Source organism: Paenibacillus sp. IHBB 10380 (assembly GCF_000949425.1).
In the GTDB taxonomy this organism is placed as follows: domain Bacteria; phylum Bacillota; class Bacilli; order Paenibacillales; family Paenibacillaceae; genus Paenibacillus_AQ.
Genome location: NZ_CP010976.1, coordinates 1,001,776 through 1,021,851, shown reverse-complemented (window position 1 = coordinate 1,021,851; position 20,076 = coordinate 1,001,776). Strand labels below are relative to the sequence as shown.

Annotated in this window: 19 protein-coding genes; 2 read left to right on the top strand and 17 right to left on the bottom strand. The window is 43.9% G+C overall.

Going from position 1 to position 20,076, the window contains the following annotated elements:
- Positions 1-98: 98 nt before the first annotated feature.
- Entirely contained in the window at positions 99-776 is a 678-nt protein-coding gene (locus UB51_RS04490; RefSeq protein ID WP_044876267.1) for an SOS response-associated peptidase, read from the top strand.
- 71 nt (positions 777-847) lie between these two features.
- Here UB51_RS04490 and UB51_RS04485 read toward each other — a convergent pair whose 3' ends face one another.
- The 4 genes from UB51_RS04485 to UB51_RS04470 all read right to left on the bottom strand — a co-directional run bounded on the left by UB51_RS04485 (position 848) and on the right by UB51_RS04470 (position 5,935).
- Positions 848-1,135, bottom strand: coding sequence for a stage VI sporulation protein F (locus UB51_RS04485; RefSeq protein WP_044876266.1), 288 nt, complete (start codon positions 1,133-1,135; stop codon positions 848-850).
- 63 nt (positions 1,136-1,198) lie between these two features.
- Positions 1,199-3,256 (bottom strand): ATP-dependent DNA helicase RecG, encoded by a 2,058-nt coding sequence (gene recG / locus UB51_RS04480; protein ID WP_044876265.1) that lies wholly within the window; start codon positions 3,254-3,256, stop codon positions 1,199-1,201.
- A gap of 15 nt (positions 3,257-3,271) precedes the next feature.
- Complete coding sequence (locus UB51_RS04475; RefSeq protein ID WP_044876264.1) at positions 3,272-4,129, bottom strand: DegV family protein; 858 nt, start codon at positions 4,127-4,129, stop codon at positions 3,272-3,274.
- A 27-nt stretch (positions 4,130-4,156) separates the two neighbouring features.
- Positions 4,157-5,935 carry a DAK2 domain-containing protein gene (locus UB51_RS04470; protein WP_044876263.1) on the bottom strand — a complete coding sequence of 593 codons (1,779 nt, stop codon included), beginning with the start codon at positions 5,933-5,935 and terminating at the stop codon, positions 4,157-4,159.
- A gap of 373 nt (positions 5,936-6,308) precedes the next feature.
- On the opposite strand from UB51_RS04470, the gene rpmB reads away from it, so the two are divergent.
- Positions 6,309-6,497, top strand: coding sequence for a 50S ribosomal protein L28 (gene rpmB / locus UB51_RS04465; protein WP_044876262.1), 189 nt, complete (start codon positions 6,309-6,311; stop codon positions 6,495-6,497).
- Between the two features lie 143 nt (positions 6,498-6,640).
- On the opposite strand, the gene spoVM is transcribed toward rpmB, so the two are convergent.
- From spoVM to rpoZ, 13 genes are all read right to left on the bottom strand, one after another.
- Entirely contained in the window at positions 6,641-6,721 is an 81-nt protein-coding gene (gene spoVM / locus UB51_RS26850) for a stage V sporulation protein SpoVM (RefSeq protein ID WP_082063033.1), read from the bottom strand.
- A 149-nt stretch (positions 6,722-6,870) separates the two neighbouring features.
- Entirely contained in the window at positions 6,871-7,143 is a 273-nt protein-coding gene (locus UB51_RS04460) for a hypothetical protein (RefSeq protein ID WP_044876261.1), read from the bottom strand.
- 3 nt (positions 7,144-7,146) lie between these two features.
- Positions 7,147-7,809, bottom strand: a complete 663-nt coding sequence (rpe, locus tag UB51_RS04455; RefSeq protein WP_044876260.1) for a ribulose-phosphate 3-epimerase — start codon at positions 7,807-7,809, stop codon at positions 7,147-7,149.
- 5 nt (positions 7,810-7,814) lie between these two features.
- Positions 7,815-8,738 (bottom strand): ribosome small subunit-dependent GTPase A, encoded by a 924-nt coding sequence (gene rsgA, locus UB51_RS04450; protein WP_044876259.1) that lies wholly within the window; start codon positions 8,736-8,738, stop codon positions 7,815-7,817.
- A 53-nt stretch (positions 8,739-8,791) separates the two neighbouring features.
- Positions 8,792-11,056 (bottom strand): Stk1 family PASTA domain-containing Ser/Thr kinase, encoded by a 2,265-nt coding sequence (gene pknB / locus UB51_RS04445; protein WP_044876258.1) that lies wholly within the window; start codon positions 11,054-11,056, stop codon positions 8,792-8,794.
- The gene (locus UB51_RS04440; protein ID WP_044876257.1) at positions 11,053-11,829 is read right to left on the bottom strand and encodes a Stp1/IreP family PP2C-type Ser/Thr phosphatase; all 777 of its coding nucleotides are present in this window, start codon (positions 11,827-11,829) and stop codon (positions 11,053-11,055) included. The genes pknB and UB51_RS04440 overlap by 4 nt, the downstream gene beginning before the upstream one ends.
- A gap of 6 nt (positions 11,830-11,835) precedes the next feature.
- Complete coding sequence (rlmN, locus tag UB51_RS04435) at positions 11,836-12,876, bottom strand: dual-specificity RNA methyltransferase RlmN (protein WP_044876256.1); 1,041 nt, start codon at positions 12,874-12,876, stop codon at positions 11,836-11,838.
- 214 nt (positions 12,877-13,090) lie between these two features.
- Complete coding sequence (gene rsmB, locus UB51_RS04430) at positions 13,091-14,476, bottom strand: 16S rRNA (cytosine(967)-C(5))-methyltransferase RsmB (RefSeq protein WP_044876255.1); 1,386 nt, start codon at positions 14,474-14,476, stop codon at positions 13,091-13,093.
- A complete protein-coding gene (gene fmt, locus UB51_RS04425; RefSeq protein ID WP_044876254.1) occupies positions 14,473-15,417 on the bottom strand; it encodes a methionyl-tRNA formyltransferase in 945 nt (314 codons plus the stop codon). Before fmt ends, rsmB begins: the two co-directional genes overlap by 4 nt.
- A gap of 7 nt (positions 15,418-15,424) precedes the next feature.
- A complete protein-coding gene (def, locus tag UB51_RS04420; RefSeq protein ID WP_044876253.1) occupies positions 15,425-15,907 on the bottom strand; it encodes a peptide deformylase in 483 nt (160 codons plus the stop codon).
- Between the two features lie 80 nt (positions 15,908-15,987).
- Positions 15,988-18,513 carry a primosomal protein N' gene (gene priA, locus UB51_RS04415; RefSeq protein ID WP_044876252.1) on the bottom strand — a complete coding sequence of 842 codons (2,526 nt, stop codon included), beginning with the start codon at positions 18,511-18,513 and terminating at the stop codon, positions 15,988-15,990.
- Positions 18,513-19,730 (bottom strand): bifunctional phosphopantothenoylcysteine decarboxylase/phosphopantothenate--cysteine ligase CoaBC, encoded by a 1,218-nt coding sequence (gene coaBC, locus UB51_RS04410; RefSeq protein ID WP_044876251.1) that lies wholly within the window; start codon positions 19,728-19,730, stop codon positions 18,513-18,515. Before coaBC ends, priA begins: the two co-directional genes overlap by 1 nt.
- Positions 19,731-19,860: 130 nt before the next feature.
- Complete coding sequence (gene rpoZ / locus UB51_RS04405; protein WP_044876250.1) at positions 19,861-20,076, bottom strand: DNA-directed RNA polymerase subunit omega; 216 nt, start codon at positions 20,074-20,076, stop codon at positions 19,861-19,863.

Genomic DNA, 20,076 nt, shown 5'->3' with positions numbered 1-20,076 from the left:
AATTCTTTTGGACAGGTGATCATTAGCTTGCTAGGTTGCATTTAATATAAGGACAAATTAATATGATTAAGATATTTTAATCGTGAGGAGGAGTTTTCATGTGTGGTCGCTATAGTTTAACGGTTACGCTGGAAGAACTTATGCTACGCTATCAGATCGATGCAGCATTGGCTGTTCCATACCATCATCCGCAATACAACATTGCACCTACCCAGCTCGTAGTATCCGTGATTCATGACGGGCAGAACTTCCGACTAGGAGAGCTGAGATGGGGTCTCGTACCATCTTGGGCTAAGGATGAGAGTATGGGGAGCAGGATGATCAATGCACGCAGTGAGACTCTGAAAGACAAGCCTGCGTATAAGATCCCTTTCGCACGCAAGCGATGTTTAATTCCAGCAGACGGTTTCTATGAATGGCAGAAGCGTGAGAACAGCAAACAACCTTATCGGATCACCCTTAGAAGCGGCAGTATGTTCAGCTTCGCAGGATTATATGATACTTGGATAGCCCCAGACGGCAGTAAGACAAGTACTTGCACGATTATTACCACAACCCCCAACTCTTTAATGGCCCCTATTCATAATCGCATGCCTGTTATATTGAAACCAGAAGATGAGATGAAATGGCTGAATCGCCAAGAAATTACAACATCCTCTCTACAACAACTACTCGTCCCCTATCCCGCTGAGGCTATGCAAGCCGATCCTGTCAGCACAGAAGTGAATTCTGTAAGAAACGATTCACCCTCCTGTATCGTCAAGTCCTCAAGTTGACATAACAAATCCCCTGCCATGTGACTCTAGATGTCCATGCAGAGGATTTGAATTCCACAATAGATCGAATATTAACGAAACATACCCCACAGCTTGATCAGGTGAAGTGTGCTGTTAGGATCAATTCGCTGAGATAGAACAAATTTAGCAATCTGGCCCTCTTCGGTTGGGGTCAGCTTCTCATGCAGGGCGCTCCCGATAGACTTTACAAGTCGTTGTACCTTAGCGCTGTCTTGGAGATCGGACTTATTAAGGCCATCAAGTAACTTTTTGACACGCTCTTTGGCGGCCGGGTTTTTCATTTTGAGTTTAATCCGCTCCACTAGCTGCGGGGTGATTCCGTACTGCTGATAGCCCAAGATGGGCACCTCCCGTCAATTACAGTTCTACCCTAGTATATGACGGGGGTCTTGTCCAATTGCCTAATCAATTAGGTTTCCTTCAAAAATCTGTTCCTGCTGTAAATAATGACGTAGCGGAGCGTAGGTAGGAGATGTCCAAAAGGAATCCTCACTGACTAGGAATGCAACATCATCTCGCGCCTGCTCCAGCACGGCAAAATCGCTAACCATATCCGCTAAGCGGAATTCAGGCAGCCCACTCTGCTTCGTACCGAAGAAATCTCCAGGGCCTCTTAGCTCTAGATCACGTCTTGACACCTCGAATCCATCATCCGTCTCTGTCATCACCCGCATTCGTTCCTGACCGATCTCGGTCTTCGGATCTGCGATCAGAACACAATAAGAAGCATGCGCTCCACGACCGACACGTCCACGTAATTGATGCAGTTGAGATAGTCCGAAGCGATCCGCATCCATAATAACCATCAGTGTTGCATTCGGTACATCGACCCCGACCTCTACCACCGTTGTTGAGACAAGCAGTTGGACCTCATTATTGTTGAAGGCTTGCATGATTTCTTCCTTCTCCGCAGGTGTCATTCGGCCATGCAATAGACCCACTCGATAGGTTGGAAAGGCTTGCTGCATTTGAATATGTAGATCAATAACGTTCTGCACATCCAGCTTCTCTGACTCCTCAATGAGAGGGCAGATCAGATAGGTCTGACGACCTTGATCTACTTCACGAGAAATGAATCCGAGCACACGCTCCATCATGCTATGCTTCACCCAATACGTAGAGATCGGGATACGTCCTTTGGGTCGTTCATTTATGGTAGAGACGTCCATATCGCCAAAAGCAGTAATAGCCAATGTACGCGGGATTGGTGTCGCCGTCATAGTCAATACGTCCGGATTGTATCCTTTGCGGCGTAGAACACTCCGTTGATTCACACCGAAGCGATGCTGCTCATCTGTGACGACCAGTCCTAAGTTACGAAAGAACACCTCATCCTGAATCAACGCATGTGTACCCACCACAACATCGATCATCCCCATTTGTAATGCAGCCAATAGATCCTTGCGCTTACGTCCTGTCACACTACCTGTTAGCATACCGACAGAAATACCAAATGGCTCGAATAGGCGTACTAACGATCGTAAATGCTGCTCTGACAGTATTTCTGTAGGCACCATCAAAGCACCTTGGAATCCTGATCGCACACTAGCATAGAGAGCTATGGCTGCAATGACCGTCTTCCCTGATCCCACATCACCTTGAAGCAATCGATTCATGCAATAAGAAGCCCGCATATCCTTCAATATTTCTAATTCGACCCGCTTCTGCGCATCTGTCAATTCAAATGGCAGACTGCGGACAAATTCACGCACTACTGCGTTCTCAACCGTATGGACAACGCCATCCATTCTGCCCCGGGTCAACGCGCGAAAGGCCTGCATTTTTAATTGAAAAAGAAATAATTCCTCATACACCATCCGTTCACGCCCTTGTTGTCCTTCTTTCGTATCCTCTGGCTGATGGATGGTTGTAATAGCTTGCTTTCTCGGCAATAAATGATACTTTTCTAAAAGAGAATAAGGCAATATTTCGGGAATCATATCCCCATACTGCTGCAGGGCCTGTCCTATCGTTTTGCGCATCCAAGCTTGCGTAATCTTAGCGCCTACAGAATATACCGGTTGCAATGACCCACCCCGTCTTACCCCTTGATCCGGGAACTCTGAGTCTGATACTGTCAATTGCATCCGCCGTTGATCCCATTTCCCGTTCACAATAATTTCTCGACCTGGCGTTAATTGATCCCGTAAGAAATGGCGATTGAACCATGTTGCAGTAAACATCCACTCTTCGGACATCAATTTACATGTCAATCGGGACTTCCCCCCATAACGCTGTAGAACTGGGATTCCCATGATCTTGGCTTGAATAGTCACCTTGTCCCCACTCTTAACCTCACTTAAAGAACGAAGACGATAATCTTCATAGCGATAAGGATAATATTCTATTAAGTCTTTAACCGTAAAGATGCCAAAGGCGTGAAGCTCCCCCTCTTTGAGAGCACTCACGCCACGTACCTGCTTCACCGAAATTTGATCTAGACTGAGAGTTGTACTCATGATTTATACCTCGATTCAAGCCGGCCATATAAATACGGCAATGACTCCAGCCCCAACGTGGCTACCTACTACAGCGCCAACGTTCGTTAGAACGACTTCTTCTAGCTTATAATGACTAGAAAGATCCTCCAAAAACGATTCTGCCGAAGCTGGGTTTGCCGTATGTCCTACTGCCACATTTATTTTGTTGATATTACCCAAGTCCTGTTGAAATAATTCAATCATTCGAGCTACAGCTTTTTTACGGCCTCTAACCTTCTCGACTGGATAAATGATTCCCTCTTCATCAATAGATAGAATAGGCTTAATATTGAGTAGGGTACCAAACAAAGCAGCCGCTTTGCCGATTCGCCCTCCCTTTTGCAAATATTCAAGTGTATCCACCAGAAAATAAAGCTTACGTTGCTTCCGCAACTGTTCCACTGCTTCCATAATTTGCTCGACAGCCAATCCCTCACTTGCAAGCCGAGCCGCATGTATGACTAACACACCGAACCCATAGGAAGCTGACAATGAATCAACAATCGTAATATCAGCTTCTTCCTCCATCATAGACTTAGCAATCAGAGCCGATTGATAAGTTCCGCTAAGCGCAGAAGAAATATGAATGGAGAGGATCGGTGACCCTGGATGCTCTTCCCTAATTTGCTCGTAGATGCGCACATAGTCAGCAGGCGACGGCTGTGACGTTGTCGGAAGCTCCTTAGCCTGAGCTAATCGATCATAAAACTGTTTCGCTGATATATCTACACCGTCCAGAAATGTCTCTTGCCCAAACAATAATCGCAGAGGAACGACATAAACATGATGTTTCTGTGCTAACTCCGCAGGAATATCCGCAGTACTGTCCGTTACTATAATGGTATGAGCCAAGAAAATCCCCCTCTTCACAATGATCGATTAGGATTCAACTGAGAATATATAATAATAAATCGGCTGTCCGCCTTCATGAACTTCTATTTCTGCTTTAGGATAGTTATCCTGCAACCATGCATCAAGTTCCTCGGTCATCCTAGGATCAGCTTCTTCACCTGAAAGGACCGTGACAACCTCATCCCCGTTCACTAGCATCTTGGATAATAAATCCTGACAAGTAGTAAGTACACTCTCTGTAGCCGCTACAATCTTGGAATTCTGGATACCAATAAATTGACCTGCTTTAATTTCCAGTTCATCAATACAAGTATCTCGAATAGCATGAGTTACCTGTCCAGAAGTCACTTGAGTAATCGCCACTAACATATTATCTGTGTTATTATCCAGGTCCTCTTCCTCCAAGAATGCAAAGGCAGCCGCCATCCCTTGTGGGATGCTCTTGCTTGGAATAACAGTGACACTACGCTCTCCTTCAAGCAGTTCTCGTGCCTGCTCTGCAGCAAGTACAATATTGGAGTTATTCGGTAATATGTAAATATGCTGCGCTGAAATGGAAGAAATCGCATTCACGAAATCCTCTGTACTTGGGTTCATGGTTTGTCCACCAAACAGTACTACATCCACACCTAAGCTTGTGAAAATTTCTGTGATCCCTTTACCAGAAGACACTGCAATAAAGCCATACATAGCCATCTCTTCAGCAGGAGGTTCAGCTGGCGCCACTACAACCGTCTTCTGCGGCATTGGAATATCGGCAAATATTTCTGGCATAGGCGCACTATCCATCCCTGCTGACAGCAAGTCACGATGTTGCTCTCGCATATTCAGAATGTGAATTTGTGTGATTTCACCATATTGCAAGGCCAAATTCAACACTTCACCAGGACATTTAGAGTGAACGTGTACCTTGATGATTTCATCGTCGGCAATAACAATAATAGAATCCCCATTTACTGATAAGGCTTCCCGAAATTGCTCATCATGAAATGAAGCTTGCGTATTGCTTAACTGACGATTAATGAAAAACTCCATATCATATAAGAACTCAATATCTTCCGTCTCAAGCTGAGATTGCGCCGTAATAGGAACATTTAGGGCAGGTTGTGGCTGGAGCGGTGTAACCGTATAACTTGGCACTGGAGTCAACGTATCTGTAGAAGCATTGACCGATGGATGTGTAGTGACATTACCTCTTAGATATTGTAGAAATCCTTCATAAATATAGACAAGTCCTTGACCACCTGAATCAACTACCCCTACTTGCTTAAGGATCGGAAGCAAATCTGGTGTCTGAGACAATGATTCTTTAGCTTTCATAAGCACTTGTTCCATCAGTTCTGTAATGTCGCTTGTACGGCGTGATATATAGACCGCATGTTTAGCAGCATCCTTCGCTACAGTAAGAATTGTCCCCTCAACAGGTTTAACTACAGCTTTATATGCTGTATCCACACCAATCTGCAATGCCGCAGCAAATTGCTGAGTATTCAATTCCTCATAGGTTGAGGCATAACGTCCGAACCCACGGAACAATTGGGACAGAATAACACCTGAATTACCACGCGCTCCCATAAGAAGCCCCTTAGATAATACCCCTGCACTATATCCAATAGAGACCGTATTATTCTTCTTTAATTCTGTAACTCCCGCCGTCATCGTCAAATTCATATTTGTTCCCGTATCACCATCAGGTACTGGAAATACATTAAGGGCATTAACGTGCTCCGCATGTTGCTGCAATTGTTCTGCACCAAGCAGTACCATACCTGTGAAATCTGTTCCATTCAAAAAACGCTTACTCAAGTGAGAAATCCCCTTCCTAGCTTGCATCAAAACTCGCATCTGTTGTATATTTCAATGACTACTTTTCAATAAAGATCTTACGTTACATATCTCTACCAATCAAATTTATTATAAACGCTTATCATATAATAAATCATTTCATTTGTTAATGCTAAAAGTTTCACCCCTTGGGCTACAAATAATGTCCGATCTATGACTCATTACCCTCAAAAAATCGTTGCCCAAGTAAGCAAAATAAGGGCTATACAATATTGTACTATAAGAGTCATAAGAAATAAATGTTTTTGCTAATGGTTGACGAAGCAATTTTTGCTGTGATATTATATATAAGTATTGTTTTATGCAGGTGTATTGTAACAAGGAGGTGTAATCTATGTCTCGCAAATGTCATGTGACAGGTAAAAAACCAGGCAGCGGTAATCATGTTTCTCACGCCAACAACCGTAACCGACGTACCTGGGGCGTTAATGTGCAAAAAGTTCGTATTTTGGTCGATGGTAAACCGAAACGTGTCTACGTCAGCACTCGTGCACTAAAAGCTGGTAAAGTCACTCGCGCCTAATATCTACAATAGCATATAAACAAAAAGCACCTTGTTTTCAGCAGGTGCTTTTTTGATGCGTTGAACCATCTAGATTTGGTGGACGGCACGATTGACACCTCTGTCAGATTTCCTTGATGTTGATGTAAGGTCACTGCAGTAGTTTAACTTTTGTGAAATGTGTTAAGAATGGCTTTAACGAACCCTCCCAAAAACCTTGGTAGCTTGAATGTGTAAAATTTCATACCTCACCCTCCCCATCTTTCCCATGCCTACATCTTACGTTTACCATGAAATATCAAAAAGCAGCATGATGAACTTCACCTTCTGATATATAAACAAAAAAGGCTACATGAGAAATCTGCTCATGTAACCATGTTTATGCGGGGACATCTCACCCTATGCCTGGCATCAAAGTAAGGTCAAGCTGATTAAATTTATACACTGACACCGCAAATATAAAAAAGATGTAGTAAAGAATAACGAATATAACATATCCGATTCTTAGACCCTTACGTTGAAAATTTCGGAAATAATAAAAAGCGATAATCATCGCAAGCACTGACGCTATCAAATTTATAGGAGATGCTAACAATGAGTAAATACCAATCAAAAAGCCTGTACCTAGACTTGCAAGCGTAAGCCAGAACGCCTCTTTGAAAGTCATTACTTACCTTCCTCCTATGCTTTGTCGAATTTGAGAGATCGCATGAGCTCTATCCTTATGCCCGAATACGGCACTCCCCGCCACTAGCACATCTGCACCTGCTTCTACTACTTTCGGGGCTGTCTCAGCTGTAACTCCACCATCTACTTGAATATGAACATCAAGATAAGAGGCTTCGTTCATCCATTGACGTAGCTGCCGAATTTTATGGAGCGTGTGAGGTATGAAGGCTTGTCCTCCAAAACCAGGATTTACAGTCATCACAAGCACCATATCAATGTCACCTAACATTTCTTGGATGACTGAGGCAGGAGTACCTGGATTAATGGCTACGCCTGCCATGACACCATGCTCTTTGATCATATGCACCAAACGGTGAAGATGGTTCGTTGCTTCAGCATGAACCGTGATGACCTTCGCGCCTGCCTTGGCAAAGTCAGCAACATACCGTTCCGGTTGTTCAATCATGAGATGTACATCTAAAGGTAGGCTTGTGTGATGCTGAATCGCACTCACAATAGGTGGACCCAATGTGATATTAGGAACAAAGTGTCCATCCATTACGTCAACGTGAATCCAATCTGCCCCACCAGCTTCAACTTCGGCAACTTCTTGCCCAAGCTTGGCGAAATCTGCTGATAATATAGACGGTGCAATTTTAATCATTAGGATTAATACCTCCGCTTCTTCTCTTTTATCTCTGAATAGAAATGCTTGTAGTTCTCATAACGGCCCAAGGCAATATCACCATTGTCTCTAGCCTCAATCACCTTACAGCCTGGTTCATGTAGATGACTACACCCTCTAAACTTACAGTTAGCCGCTAATGAAGCGAACTCTCTGAAACAAGAAGATAACTCATCTACTTCCATCTCTAAGAAGTCAAGCTGACTGAATCCAGGTGTATCTGCTACAAAAGCACCGTTATCTAATTCAATTAATTCAACATGACGAGTCGTATGTTTCCCTCGACCTAGCTTCATACTTATTGCATTAGTTTCTAAATCTAATCCAGGCATTAGCGCATTAATGAGTGATGATTTACCAACCCCAGATTGTCCTGAGAACACACAAATATTTCCGGCTAGACGTTCCTTTAATCTCTCCTGACCCGCACCAGAACGAGAACTTGTGACGATTACTTCGTAGCCAATACTCTCGTAAAGTTCCTGCACGTAAGTAATCGGATCATCCTTGTCCAGAATTTCGTTGTCTACTAAATCTTGCTTCGTTAAGCAGATCAGGGTATCCAGTCCAGAATGCTCAATATGAACAAGGAACTTATCCAATAATCCCAAATTAAGATCTGGCTCACGAAGAGAGAATAACAGAACAGCAAATTGTACATTAGCCACCTGAGGCCGAACTAACTCTGAATGGCGAGGTTTAACCTCAGTGACCGTCCCCTCGCCATTCTCTGTTAGTGAATATACGACATGATCTCCCACTAAAGGCGTAATGTCCCTATTCCTAAAAACACCTCGAGCTCTACATTGTATCGCTTGCTGGCCTGCCGTCGTTACCGCCCTGCCGTCCAACAGTGGCTTGACGTAATAATATCCGCTGAGCGCTTTTACGATCACACCATCTGGCATACATGATTGGCCTCACTTTCCATCGATCTGTAGATCTTTCATTGATATAGTTGTTATGGTCTAGAAGAAGTTAATCGGTTGCCGTTATTTCTATCATTACCTCTATTATCTCTATTATCTTTATTTCCTTTATGACCTTTATCTTTGTTCTTATTATTGTTATCTAACTTACCGGAAGATGTCATAGCCGTTGTATCGTCCTCTACATCATCAGTATTATTGTCAGCATTCCCTTTAGGGTCTTCCTCATTATTCTGATCTGGAACCACGTCAACAGGCTCATCCTCAGTAATAGGTGGTACTACAGGGTCCTTCTGCGGAAGTACCACTTCAGGAACAGTACCATTCTTAACATCATTATAACGAATACGGAACTCATCAAAAGGTTTTCCGTCCAGATACACTGAAACAACAGCATCTTTATTTGGCATCAGCACTAACTTAACCGGGAAAACTTGTGTAGTCTGAATCGTCTGTGTACCATACTCTTTGGTCGAGCCCTCTTCATTACGTGCATCAGAGTAAACGATACGAACCTTCGTCTTCTTACCTTCCTCTACAGGTGCAACGGGTAGCCTGAACGTATAATCTAACGCTTCTGCTGGATAGCCTGTGCTAACAAACAGTGTAATCTTTGAACCAGGAGAACCAGGAGATACAGGTGCCTTCGGATCGTATGGCCACTGCTGCGTTACCTTGCCTTTTTCAATCTGGAAGCTAGTATCTTCCTTAATGGCTTCAAGCTCTAGCCCTAAATTCTCAAGCTCGCTCTGTGCGTCCTGCTGAGTCTTACCAACTAGGTTAGGCATAGGAATGTTTTTCGGACCTTTACTTACGGTTAAAACAATCTCCTGCGTATCTCCATCGAACTCCGCGTTCGCTCCTGGACTCTGAGAAATAACGGTTCCACTAGGTTCATCACTGTAATCACTTGTTTGTTTAATATTATCTTCTTTAATCTTTTTACCAATGAGTATCTTGGATGCCTCTTCAAAAGTTAGACTTTTCACATCCGGCATGGTGACAAACGGCTTTATTGTGCTGACCGAAAGATTAATACTCGATCCTTCCTTGATCGTCGTACCCTCCTTCTTACTCTGGTCATAAACCATACCTTCGTCAAACTCAGGATTGTACGCACGTGTGATCTCACCAACTTCAATGCCGAACTCCTTCAGTTTAGCCACTGCAGCATCTTCCTGCATGTTGATCACACTCGGAACTGCGACTTCCTGTACGGATAACTTATTGTTCACATACCAGACAATACTTCCCATAGCAATTAATATAAAGAGCGTTAATGATATCCAAAGTACAGGCTTGGTCCACTTCTTCTTGCCTTTATTGCTTGTCATAGGCTTATCATCCTCATCATCTTCATTGAATAGATCCTTATTTCTTCTAAGAGATGTTCCTTGCTGCTGTACTTTAATTGCGGGTAATGCCCGCGTCTGATCTGCATCAAAATCAGCAAATTGCATTTTAGGTTCATTTCTTCTCTCAGGAAGTAAGCTAGTCTCTATATCTACTATCATCTCTTTCGCTGACTGATAGCGTTCATGAGGGTTTTTGCGCATGGATTTCAATATAATATTCTCTACACTTTGCGGAATAAGTGGATTCACATCTCGCGGATCGTCAAATTCCTCTTGTAAATGTTTCAAGGCCACGCTGATTGGACTTTCTCCTAGAAAAGGGAGTGTAGCCGTCAACATCTGGTACATGACAATACCAAGAGAATATAAGTCAGATTTCTCGCCTGTGGCAACGCCTTTAGCATGCTCGGGAGAAAAATAATGCACAGACCCTATCAAAGAACCCGTCTGTGTAATCGTTGTTGAAGTCACTGCCCTTGCGATACCGAAGTCAGTAACTTTCACTCGACCATTTCGACCAATAAGAATGTTATGAGGCTTAATGTCTCGATGAATAATTTGGTTCTGATGTGCATGATCCAGTGCATCACAAATTTGCGTAGCAATTCTCACAGATTCTTCCACCTGCAAGGGTGCTCGCTCCTTAATAATTTCATTCAGATTATAACCTTCGACATACTCCATCACAATATAATGAATTTCATCTTCTTGCCCAACATCGTAAATACTAACTACATTGGGATGAGATAAAGACGCCGCTGATTGAGCCTCGCGTCTAAACCGCCGAATAAACTCTTCATCGTGCACAAACTGTTGACGAAGCACCTTAATAGCAACGTTTCGGCCCAACAAAATATCATGAGCTTTATAGACGAGGGCCATTCCGCCCCCACCAATTCGCTCGATAATTTCATAACGACCGCCCAATTCATGTCCGATCATGAATCCCACTCCTTTGTACTTTCCCCTAAAGCCTCATCTTGAAGTTCAAACAGGGCGACTGTGATATTGTCGTCGCCTCCAGCAAGTAGTGCCAATTGTAGAAGACGATCTGCTCTTTCTTCCAGCGCGACATCTTGCATTCCAGCTATTTGCCCTACACGCTGACTGTTCACCATATTGGTCAGACCATCACTACATAGAACTAGAACCTCTCCTGGAGAAAGCGTAATAGGATTGAAGTCCACAGATACTTCTGCATCGGTCCCAAGAGCTCTTGTAATCACATTACGACGTGGGTGACTTTGTAATTGTTCACTGCTTATTTGTCCGCTTTTATACAATTCATAGACTAGGGTATGATCTTCCGTGATTTGGACGGCTTCCCCCTTAGTCACTTTATATGCTCTACTATCCCCAATATGACCAATCCATCCAGAAACTCCATCCAGAAGTAGAGCTACAACTGTCGTACCCATGTTGTGATACTTCTCATTGCTAGCTGCCTCTCGATAGATGATGTCATTCGCGTGTAAGATAGCGTCTCCGAGAGCGGCTTGCAAAGCTTCTGCCGACATTCCTTCTTCAAGCGCAGATAAATCTGTCGAGATGGTCTCAACTGCAAGGAGGCTTGCCCGATCGCCCGCCTTGTGACCTCCCATACCATCAGCAACAATTCCGAGCATATATCTAGCATCTTCACCACTGATCCATCCTGAATCTTCATTAACCGAACGCACGCATCCAATATGACTGACACATACTTTTTTGATCAATTATAATCACCTCAACTCCATATGCTTGGCCCGTAGTTGTCCACAGGCGGCCGCGATATCGTGGCCCTGTTCACGGCGAATTGTCACGTTCACTCCGTTATCTGCAAGAATCTTTTGAAACTGAAAAATGTCATTGCGCGATGTGCGAACATATTTACGTTCAGGCACATGGTTAACAGGAATTAGGTTGACATGACATAACATATTCTTCAATACAGAAGCCAATTCCTCTGCATGCTCTGGTTGATCGTTGACGCCTCCAATGAGAGCATATTCGAAGGAAATACGGCGACCGGTCTTAGCCAGATAATAACGAAGCGATTCCATCACATCATCAAAAGGAAAACGACGGTTAACCGGCATTAACTTCGAGCGTAATGCATCATTTGGCGCATGAATTGAGATTGCAAGATTAATCTGTGTATTCTCATCTGCAAATTTATATATATTAGGAACAATCCCACTTGTTGATACTGTAATATGGCGTTGTCCAATGTGCAAGCCTTTCTCATGAATCATAATCCGTAGAAACTTCATGGTAGCATCATAATTTTCAAAAGGTTCTCCTGTGCCCATGATAACAATACTGCTCACGCGTTCATTCTTCTCGTCCAGTATCTTTTGAGCTTGAACGACTTGGGCCACGATCTCACCTGCCGTTAAATCCCGCTTCAAGCCACCAAGTGTCGAAGCGCAGAACGTACAACCAATCCGACATCCCACTTGGGTTGTGACACAAATACTGTTGCCGTAATTATGCTTCATAATGACGGTTTCGATTGCATGATCATCATGCAATCCGAATAAGAATTTCATGGTTCCATCTTTAGACTCGAATTTAGTAATTTCACTGAGTGTAACGAATTGGAACTGATCCTCCAACTTCTGACGTAGCTCTTTGGAGAGGTTGGTCATTTCCTGGAAATTGTTAATACGTTTCACATACAGCCAATCGAAAATTTGGCCGCCCCGAAATGCGGGTTCACCATTCTCTTTCGCCCAATCTTGAAGATCTTGGAAGCTGTAATCATATATAAAAGGTTTCATTATCTTCTCACCTGCTCTTCTTGTTCAGATTATTACAACTATTATTTCTCATTCCTACTATTTTAACACAAGTAAAGTAACGGTAAAAGAAAAAACCCGCTAAAGCTCGGCGCCAGCGGGTTACATGAAGCAAAAGCCAAAGATAAACAACCATAGGCATCTTTCCACAACTGTATGTTTACCCAAAAATAATTTATATAATAAGCATTGAAGCTTAGGAGAATCTCTGAATTCTGGCAATGAAGAATCCATCACTACCGAAATGGTATGGTAAAATCTGCATACCGCCACCACGTGGCAATGCTATTTTGTGTAGATCATCCCAAGAAGCTGGCTCCTCTGTAGGAGCTCCAAATTGTGGATGGTTGTCCAAGAATCGAGCTACCAATCTCTCATTCTCTTCGGGTTCAATCGTGCAAGTACTGTATACCAGTATGCCGCCAACCTGGAGTAGCGGGGCCACTGTCTCCAACATTTCATACTGAAGAGCTGCAATGCCTTCAATATCTTCAGGCGTCTTGGCCCACTTCAAGTCGGGTTTACGACGTATAACCCCAAGACCTGAACAAGGGGCATCCAGTAAAATACGATCAAAGGAAGCTTCTGAATATTTATCCTTCAGTTCCAATGCATCTCCTACAACCGTTTCAATCGATTCTAACCCAAGCCGTTCTGCCTGTTCGCGAATCAGATTCTGTTTGTGAGGGTATAGATCATTGGCAACCACTAACCCCTCATCTTTCATGATTTCAGCTATATGAGCGGATTTCCCTCCAGGTGCAGCGCAGCAGTCCAACACCTTCATCCCAGAGACAGGTCCAACCGCCGTACCAACAAGCATGGAGCTTTCATCCTGAACAGACAGCAATCCATCACGATACCAATCCGTTAAAGCCATATTCCCCCCACTCTTCACGAGGATGCCCTCGGAAGTCAGAGGAGAAGGAACAGCATCTATTCCACTCTCTAACATGGCTTCCAGCATCTTCTCACGACTAATCATCGTCGTATTGACGCGAACACTAACAGAGGGAGGTTCATTGTTTGCCGCACAAATCTGTTCAGCTACAGTTTCGCCATATAACTCTATCCAGCGTTTCACAAGCCACTTCGGATGAGAATGCTGAAGACTAATTTTGTTCACAGCCGAAAGGTTCTCAGGTATAACTAGCTCTTCCTTATTACGCAATATATTGCGTAATACACCATTGACCATACCTGAAATACCTTGATGCCCTCGCTTCTTAGCGATATTAACGGCTTCATTCACGACAGCGTGAGGAGGAATTCGATCAAGATAAAGAAGTTGATACAAGCTCATTCGTAATACACTTCGTACCCACGGTTGTAACTTGTCCATTCCTTTACTAACATAACGATTCAAGAAATAATCTAGTGTATTGAGCCGAGATATTGTACCATACACCAATTCAGTCGCAAGTGCAGCATCCTCTCTAATCAGAGAAGCTCTTTGAAGGCCTGCATTTAGCTGTAGATTGCTATAAGCACCCTCTTGTTCCACTCGTGTGAGCACATCTACGGCTAGCTCTCTTGCCGTGGGCTTATGTCCCTTAGATGTTTTGTTCCCGCTATTACTCATGTCAGCACCGTGCCTTTAGCCATACTGGTTCCACGAAGGAACGAATCAACTTCTAGCACTTTTTTACCACTAGGCTGCACCTTTATCAACCTTAGCGATCCATCCGCTGTTGCAACTTCTATACCTTCCGAACTCAGCTGTAACACCGTTCCTGGAACTATCGAAGAAGTACCTTCAGACGAAGGTCCAGTAGGCACAAGAGCTTCCCACACTTTAAACACTTCATCCTCCCAGATCGTAAAGGCGCCAGAGAAGGGCAGTAAGCCACGGATTTGGTTATATATATCACGTGAACTACGATTCCAATCAATCTTCTCGTCTTCACGTTTAAGATTCGGTGCATACGTAGACTCTTCATCATTCTGAGGAATAGCCGTCACACGACCTTCCAGTAACAAAGGCAATTCCCTTTGAAGCAATGAGGCACCCACCTCGCTGAGCTTCTCAAACACCGAACCTGAAGTGTCATGATCCTCAATAGGAATCTCAATTTGAGAGATCATGTCCCCTGTATCTAACCCTTCTGCCATATACATGAGTGTGATCCCTGTAACCGTCTCACCATTAATGATGGAGCGCTGAATAGGCGCTCCTCCTCTATACTTTGGCAATAACGAGCCATGAATGTTAACACATCCAAGTCGCGGCATATCTAATACCGCCTTTGGAAGAATCTGTCCATAAGCAGCAGTAACGATCAGATCTGGTTGATAAACCGCCAACTGTTCCACTGCCTCAGGACTACGCATACGCTGCGGCTGTAATACAGGCAATCCGAACTCAAGCGCAACTTCCTTCACTGGTGTTGGGGTAAGTACCTTTTTGCGTCCTTGTGGGCGATCTGGTTGGGTTACAACCGCGACAACATTATAGCCCTCTTTAATTAACCTACGTAAACTAGGGACAGCAAAAGCAGGTGTTCCCATAAATACAATGTTCATAAAGCCGTCATTCCTTTCCAAGCCGTTCCGGTATATACTCATATACTTTTTCCGCAATGTCGGTAAAGAGTACACCATTCAGATGATCGATCTCATGTAGAAAAGCACGTGCAAGCAATCCTGTTCCCGTAATGGTTACCTCTGTACCCTCTGGGTTAAGACCTTTAACGGTTACCGTCTCAGCACGTCTTACGTCACCGTTGATACCAGGGATGCTTAAACAACCCTCAGGGCCGAATTGTTCTCCCTCTTGAGACACAACTTCAGGATTAATAAGCTTGATAAGGCCATGCTCATCTCCTGCATCGACCACAATTAAACGTTTCAGAATACCTACTTGTGGTGCTGCAAGCCCTACTCCTTCAGCATCATACATCGTATCCGCCATATCGTTCAGGAGCTTCTGAACATTAGGTGTAATCTTCTTCACTTCTTTTGCTGTCTGATGTAACACTTCATCCGGTTCTAATACGATAATACGAATAGCCATTAGATCTAACACCGTCCCTTAAAAATTGTCTTTTTTACACTTTTATAAATCATACCATGATGATCTTCATTATATGTTTGTTACATTAACATTTGTGGGTCTATGTCTATGCTAATTTGAAACTTGGAGTCGTGCACGGAATCTTGAATATGTCCCGTGGCCTCCAGCACAAGCCCGATGGCATCGATGTTCCCACGCCATTTTATCATACATTGGAATCTGTATCTATTTTTTATCCTAGGAATAGGTGAAGCTACGGGTCCTAAGACCTCAAGAGCTTCTGCCGATAATCGATCCAGGCTACCATACCAACCACGCTGCCTAGCCTTTCCTTGCAAGGTAGAGGCCATATTCTCGGCCATTCGTACTAACAAAGGTAACTGCTCATGAGATAAGGTTACTAGAATTAATCTACAATACGGAGGGTAATGGAGCCCACGGCGATGTTGTAGCTCTTCTTTGACAAAAGAGCTGTAATCGTGTCCACTTGCATGAATAATTGAATAATGATCTGGCGTATACGACTGGATCAAGACCTCACCTGGCAAATGATGACGACCTGCACGACCTGCGACCTGCGTAAGAAGCTGAAAAGTTTTCTCTGCAGCCCGGAAATCCGGTAAATTCAGCGCAGAATCAGCCGTAATCACACCGACCAAGGTCACATCTGGAAAATCAAGCCCCTTAGCCACCATTTGAGTCCCCAGAAGCACGTCAGCTTTTTTATTGTGGAACTGATTTAATAATTTCTCATGAGAACCCTTCTCCGTTGTCGTATCCACGTCCATTCTAATGACACGTATACCTGGAAAGAGCTTCGCAAGCTCTTCCTCCACGCGTTGCGTTCCCGTACCAAAATATCGAATATGCTCGCTCCCACACTCTGGGCATACTTCTGGGGCAGGCTCTGAATAACCACAATAGTGACAACGTAAATTGTTCGATTTTTGATGGAAGGTTAGAGAAATATCACATTCAGGACAACCTGCAACATAACCACAGCTCCGGCACATTACAAAAGTAGAATAGCCGCGGCGATTAAGCAACAGCACCATCTGCTCCTGCTTCTCTAAACGAATATTAATAGCCTCATGTAATGCCCTACTGAACATTGATCGGTTACCCTCACGTAACTCTTCACGCATATCAACAATTTGTACCCCGGGAAGCTTATTACCTAACGCACGCGTTGGCATCTCTAATAGAATCGGTGAAAAGTTAGGGTTGGACTGTGATCTAGCAGCATGGTACGTCTCTAGTGACGGTGTTGCAGAGCCTAGTATGACTACTGCTCCATGTTGTTGTGCCCGCTTAACAGCGACATCCCTAGCATGGTACTTCGGACTTTCTTCCTGTTTATATGACGTTTCATGTTCTTCATCCATAATAATGAGACCCAGATTCATGAAAGGCGCGAATACAGCCGAACGGGCGCCTACGACAACAGAGGCTTTACCCTCACGTATTTTGCGCCATTCATCATAACGCTCTCCAGCAGACAATCGGCTGTGCATAACAGCGACCAGATCGCCGAATCGCCCTTTAAAACGTTCCACCATTTGGGGAGTCAGCGAAATCTCCGGTACCAGCACGATCGCCTGACGCTCTTGCTCTAAGCAACGTTGTATCGTTTGCAAGTAAATTTCAGTCTTCCCGCTTCCCGTTACACCATGAAGTAGAAATACGCCATGCCGTCGCTGATCTAGAGTATCCACAATCTGATCATATGCACGACCTTGCTCCTCCGTTAACGTCAGCGGCGTCGTCGGCTTGAAATGTCTACCCTTATATGGATCACGAAATACTTCTTGATCCTCAATTGTAATGTATCCTTTATCTGCAATACTTTTAACCGTACCCGAAGTTACTTGCAGAGTGGACATGATATCTTTCAGCGGTAATGGGAGTAACTCAATGGATTCTACAATGAATTGAAATACTTCACGCTGACGCATTGCCTTAGCTGGAAACTGCTCTATTATATTCTGAGCTTCCTCTAAAGTTACAGCCAAATGGACGGCTTTGAGCGTTTTCTTATGTAGCTTGTCCTTAATCGTCTGATTTTCCTGCAAAATACCTCTACGAAGTAAAGATTTAAGCATCACAGCATGATCTGAAAAAGCTCTATTCAATTGTTGCAGCGTAACTTCACCCTTGTGTTTAATGAACGAAACGATCTGGGTTTCCTCCGTTGCTGTCTGCACTACATCTGGAAATAACAAATCCTCTTGTTCAAGTTGTTCTGTATCCGCGATAGAAATATAACGTTCTGCCTTCCCTTTGAGCGCAGTGGGTACCATAGCCTGAATAGCGGTTATTTCACGGCATGCATAACTACGACTCATCCATCCAGCTAGTTCAACAAGATCCGGGGACAAAGGAGGAACAATATCTAATATTTCCTGTATCGGCTTCATCTTGAACGTTTCCACTTGTGGCTTAGGATGCAGCGATACTACAAATCCTTGCACGGTACGATGCCCAAAAGGTACACCTACTCTGCTTCCGACTTCGATCCACGCCCGCATGGACTCCGGAATAAGATAGTCAAATGGACGATCGGTTTCCCGTGAGGGAACATCGACAATCACCTTGGCCATTTCCATCAAGAATAAACTCCATGTAGACGTTCTGCGGTAATCCTAAGTAATCGACGGGCAACTTCCTGTTTGGAGAGCATAGGTAGTTGTTCTACGAGACCGTTAGCATCATAGATCTGTACAATATTGGTGTCTGTTCCAAAACCGGCTCCTGTAGAGGTCACATCATTAGCTACGATCAAATCGCAATTTTTACGTACGAGCTTCTGTTTAGCGAACGTCTCGACATCATTCGTTTCCGCAGCAAAACCGATCAGAAACTGAGATTTCTTTAACTTACCAAGCTGCTCTAAAATATCTACCGTTTTGACCAACTCAAGTGTCATTCTGTTCCCAGACTTCTTTATTTTACTACTAGCCACATGCTCCGCACGATAATCCGCAACAGCTGCAGCCTTAATGACCACATCACTATTTTCCCATAGCTTAAGCACAGCCTCATACATCTCTTGCGCAGACTGAATCGATACAACGTTAATTCCTGTGGGGGGAGCAATGTCTGTATGGCCGACTACAAGGTGAACTTCCGCACCCATATCATGAGCGGCTTGAGCTATAGCAAAACCCATTTTGCCTGAAGAGTCATTCGTAATATAACGAACAGGATCTAACCGCTCTATCGTTCCTCCTGCTGTAACAACGATCTTTTTGCCCTCCAAAAGCTTCGGTTCCGCTTGCTGCTCTGCGAAAAATTGCTCAACCACCTGTACGATCGTCTCAGGTTCTTCCATCCGTCCTTTGCCCACATATCCGCAAGCTAGCAAGCCCTCACCTGGTTCGATCATCAACACACCACGGGACGCTAACGTATTCATATTATCTAGTACAGCTGGATGCTGGTACATATGCACATTCATAGCTGGGGCTACCATAACAGGAGCCATCGTTGCAAGCAAAGTAGTAGATAACATATCATCAGCTAACCCATGTGCCATTTTGCCAATCATATTAGCTGTTGCTGGTGCCACAAGGACAAGATCAGCCAAATCAGCCAAGTCAATATGAGATACAACCGATGGATCACGTTCGTCAAAGGTATCGCTATATACCGGATTCTTGGATAGTGACTGCAATGTCAGCTCCGTAATAAATTGTTTAGCCGAAGAAGTCATGATGACGTGAACATCCGCACCCTTTTGTGTTAGCTTACTACACAGGATGGCCGCTTTATAAGCGGCAATTCCACCGGTTACGCCCAACACTATTTTTTTACCGTTTAACATGCTTACTCCCCCGCTTTCATCTGGGATAAAGAAAAAAAACAACAACCTTACGGTTGTTGAACAAACAGGCACTATTGCTGACGAGCAGCAGTAATGCCTCATAAATTATGGATAATCTAAACTATCGTTACTACTTGTTGTTCTCTTCTTCAGTTCCTGGTTCAACAACAATCATATCGGCGTATATTTCTTCCAGTGCGATACCAACGTTCTTATGCGATTTCGGGCTCTTCACATTCGTCTTTCCACCTTCACGCAATTGTCTTGCACGACGGGAAGATGCTATAACCAACGAATACTTACTGTCAACTTTTTTCATCATTTCATCAATGGAAGGATACAACAC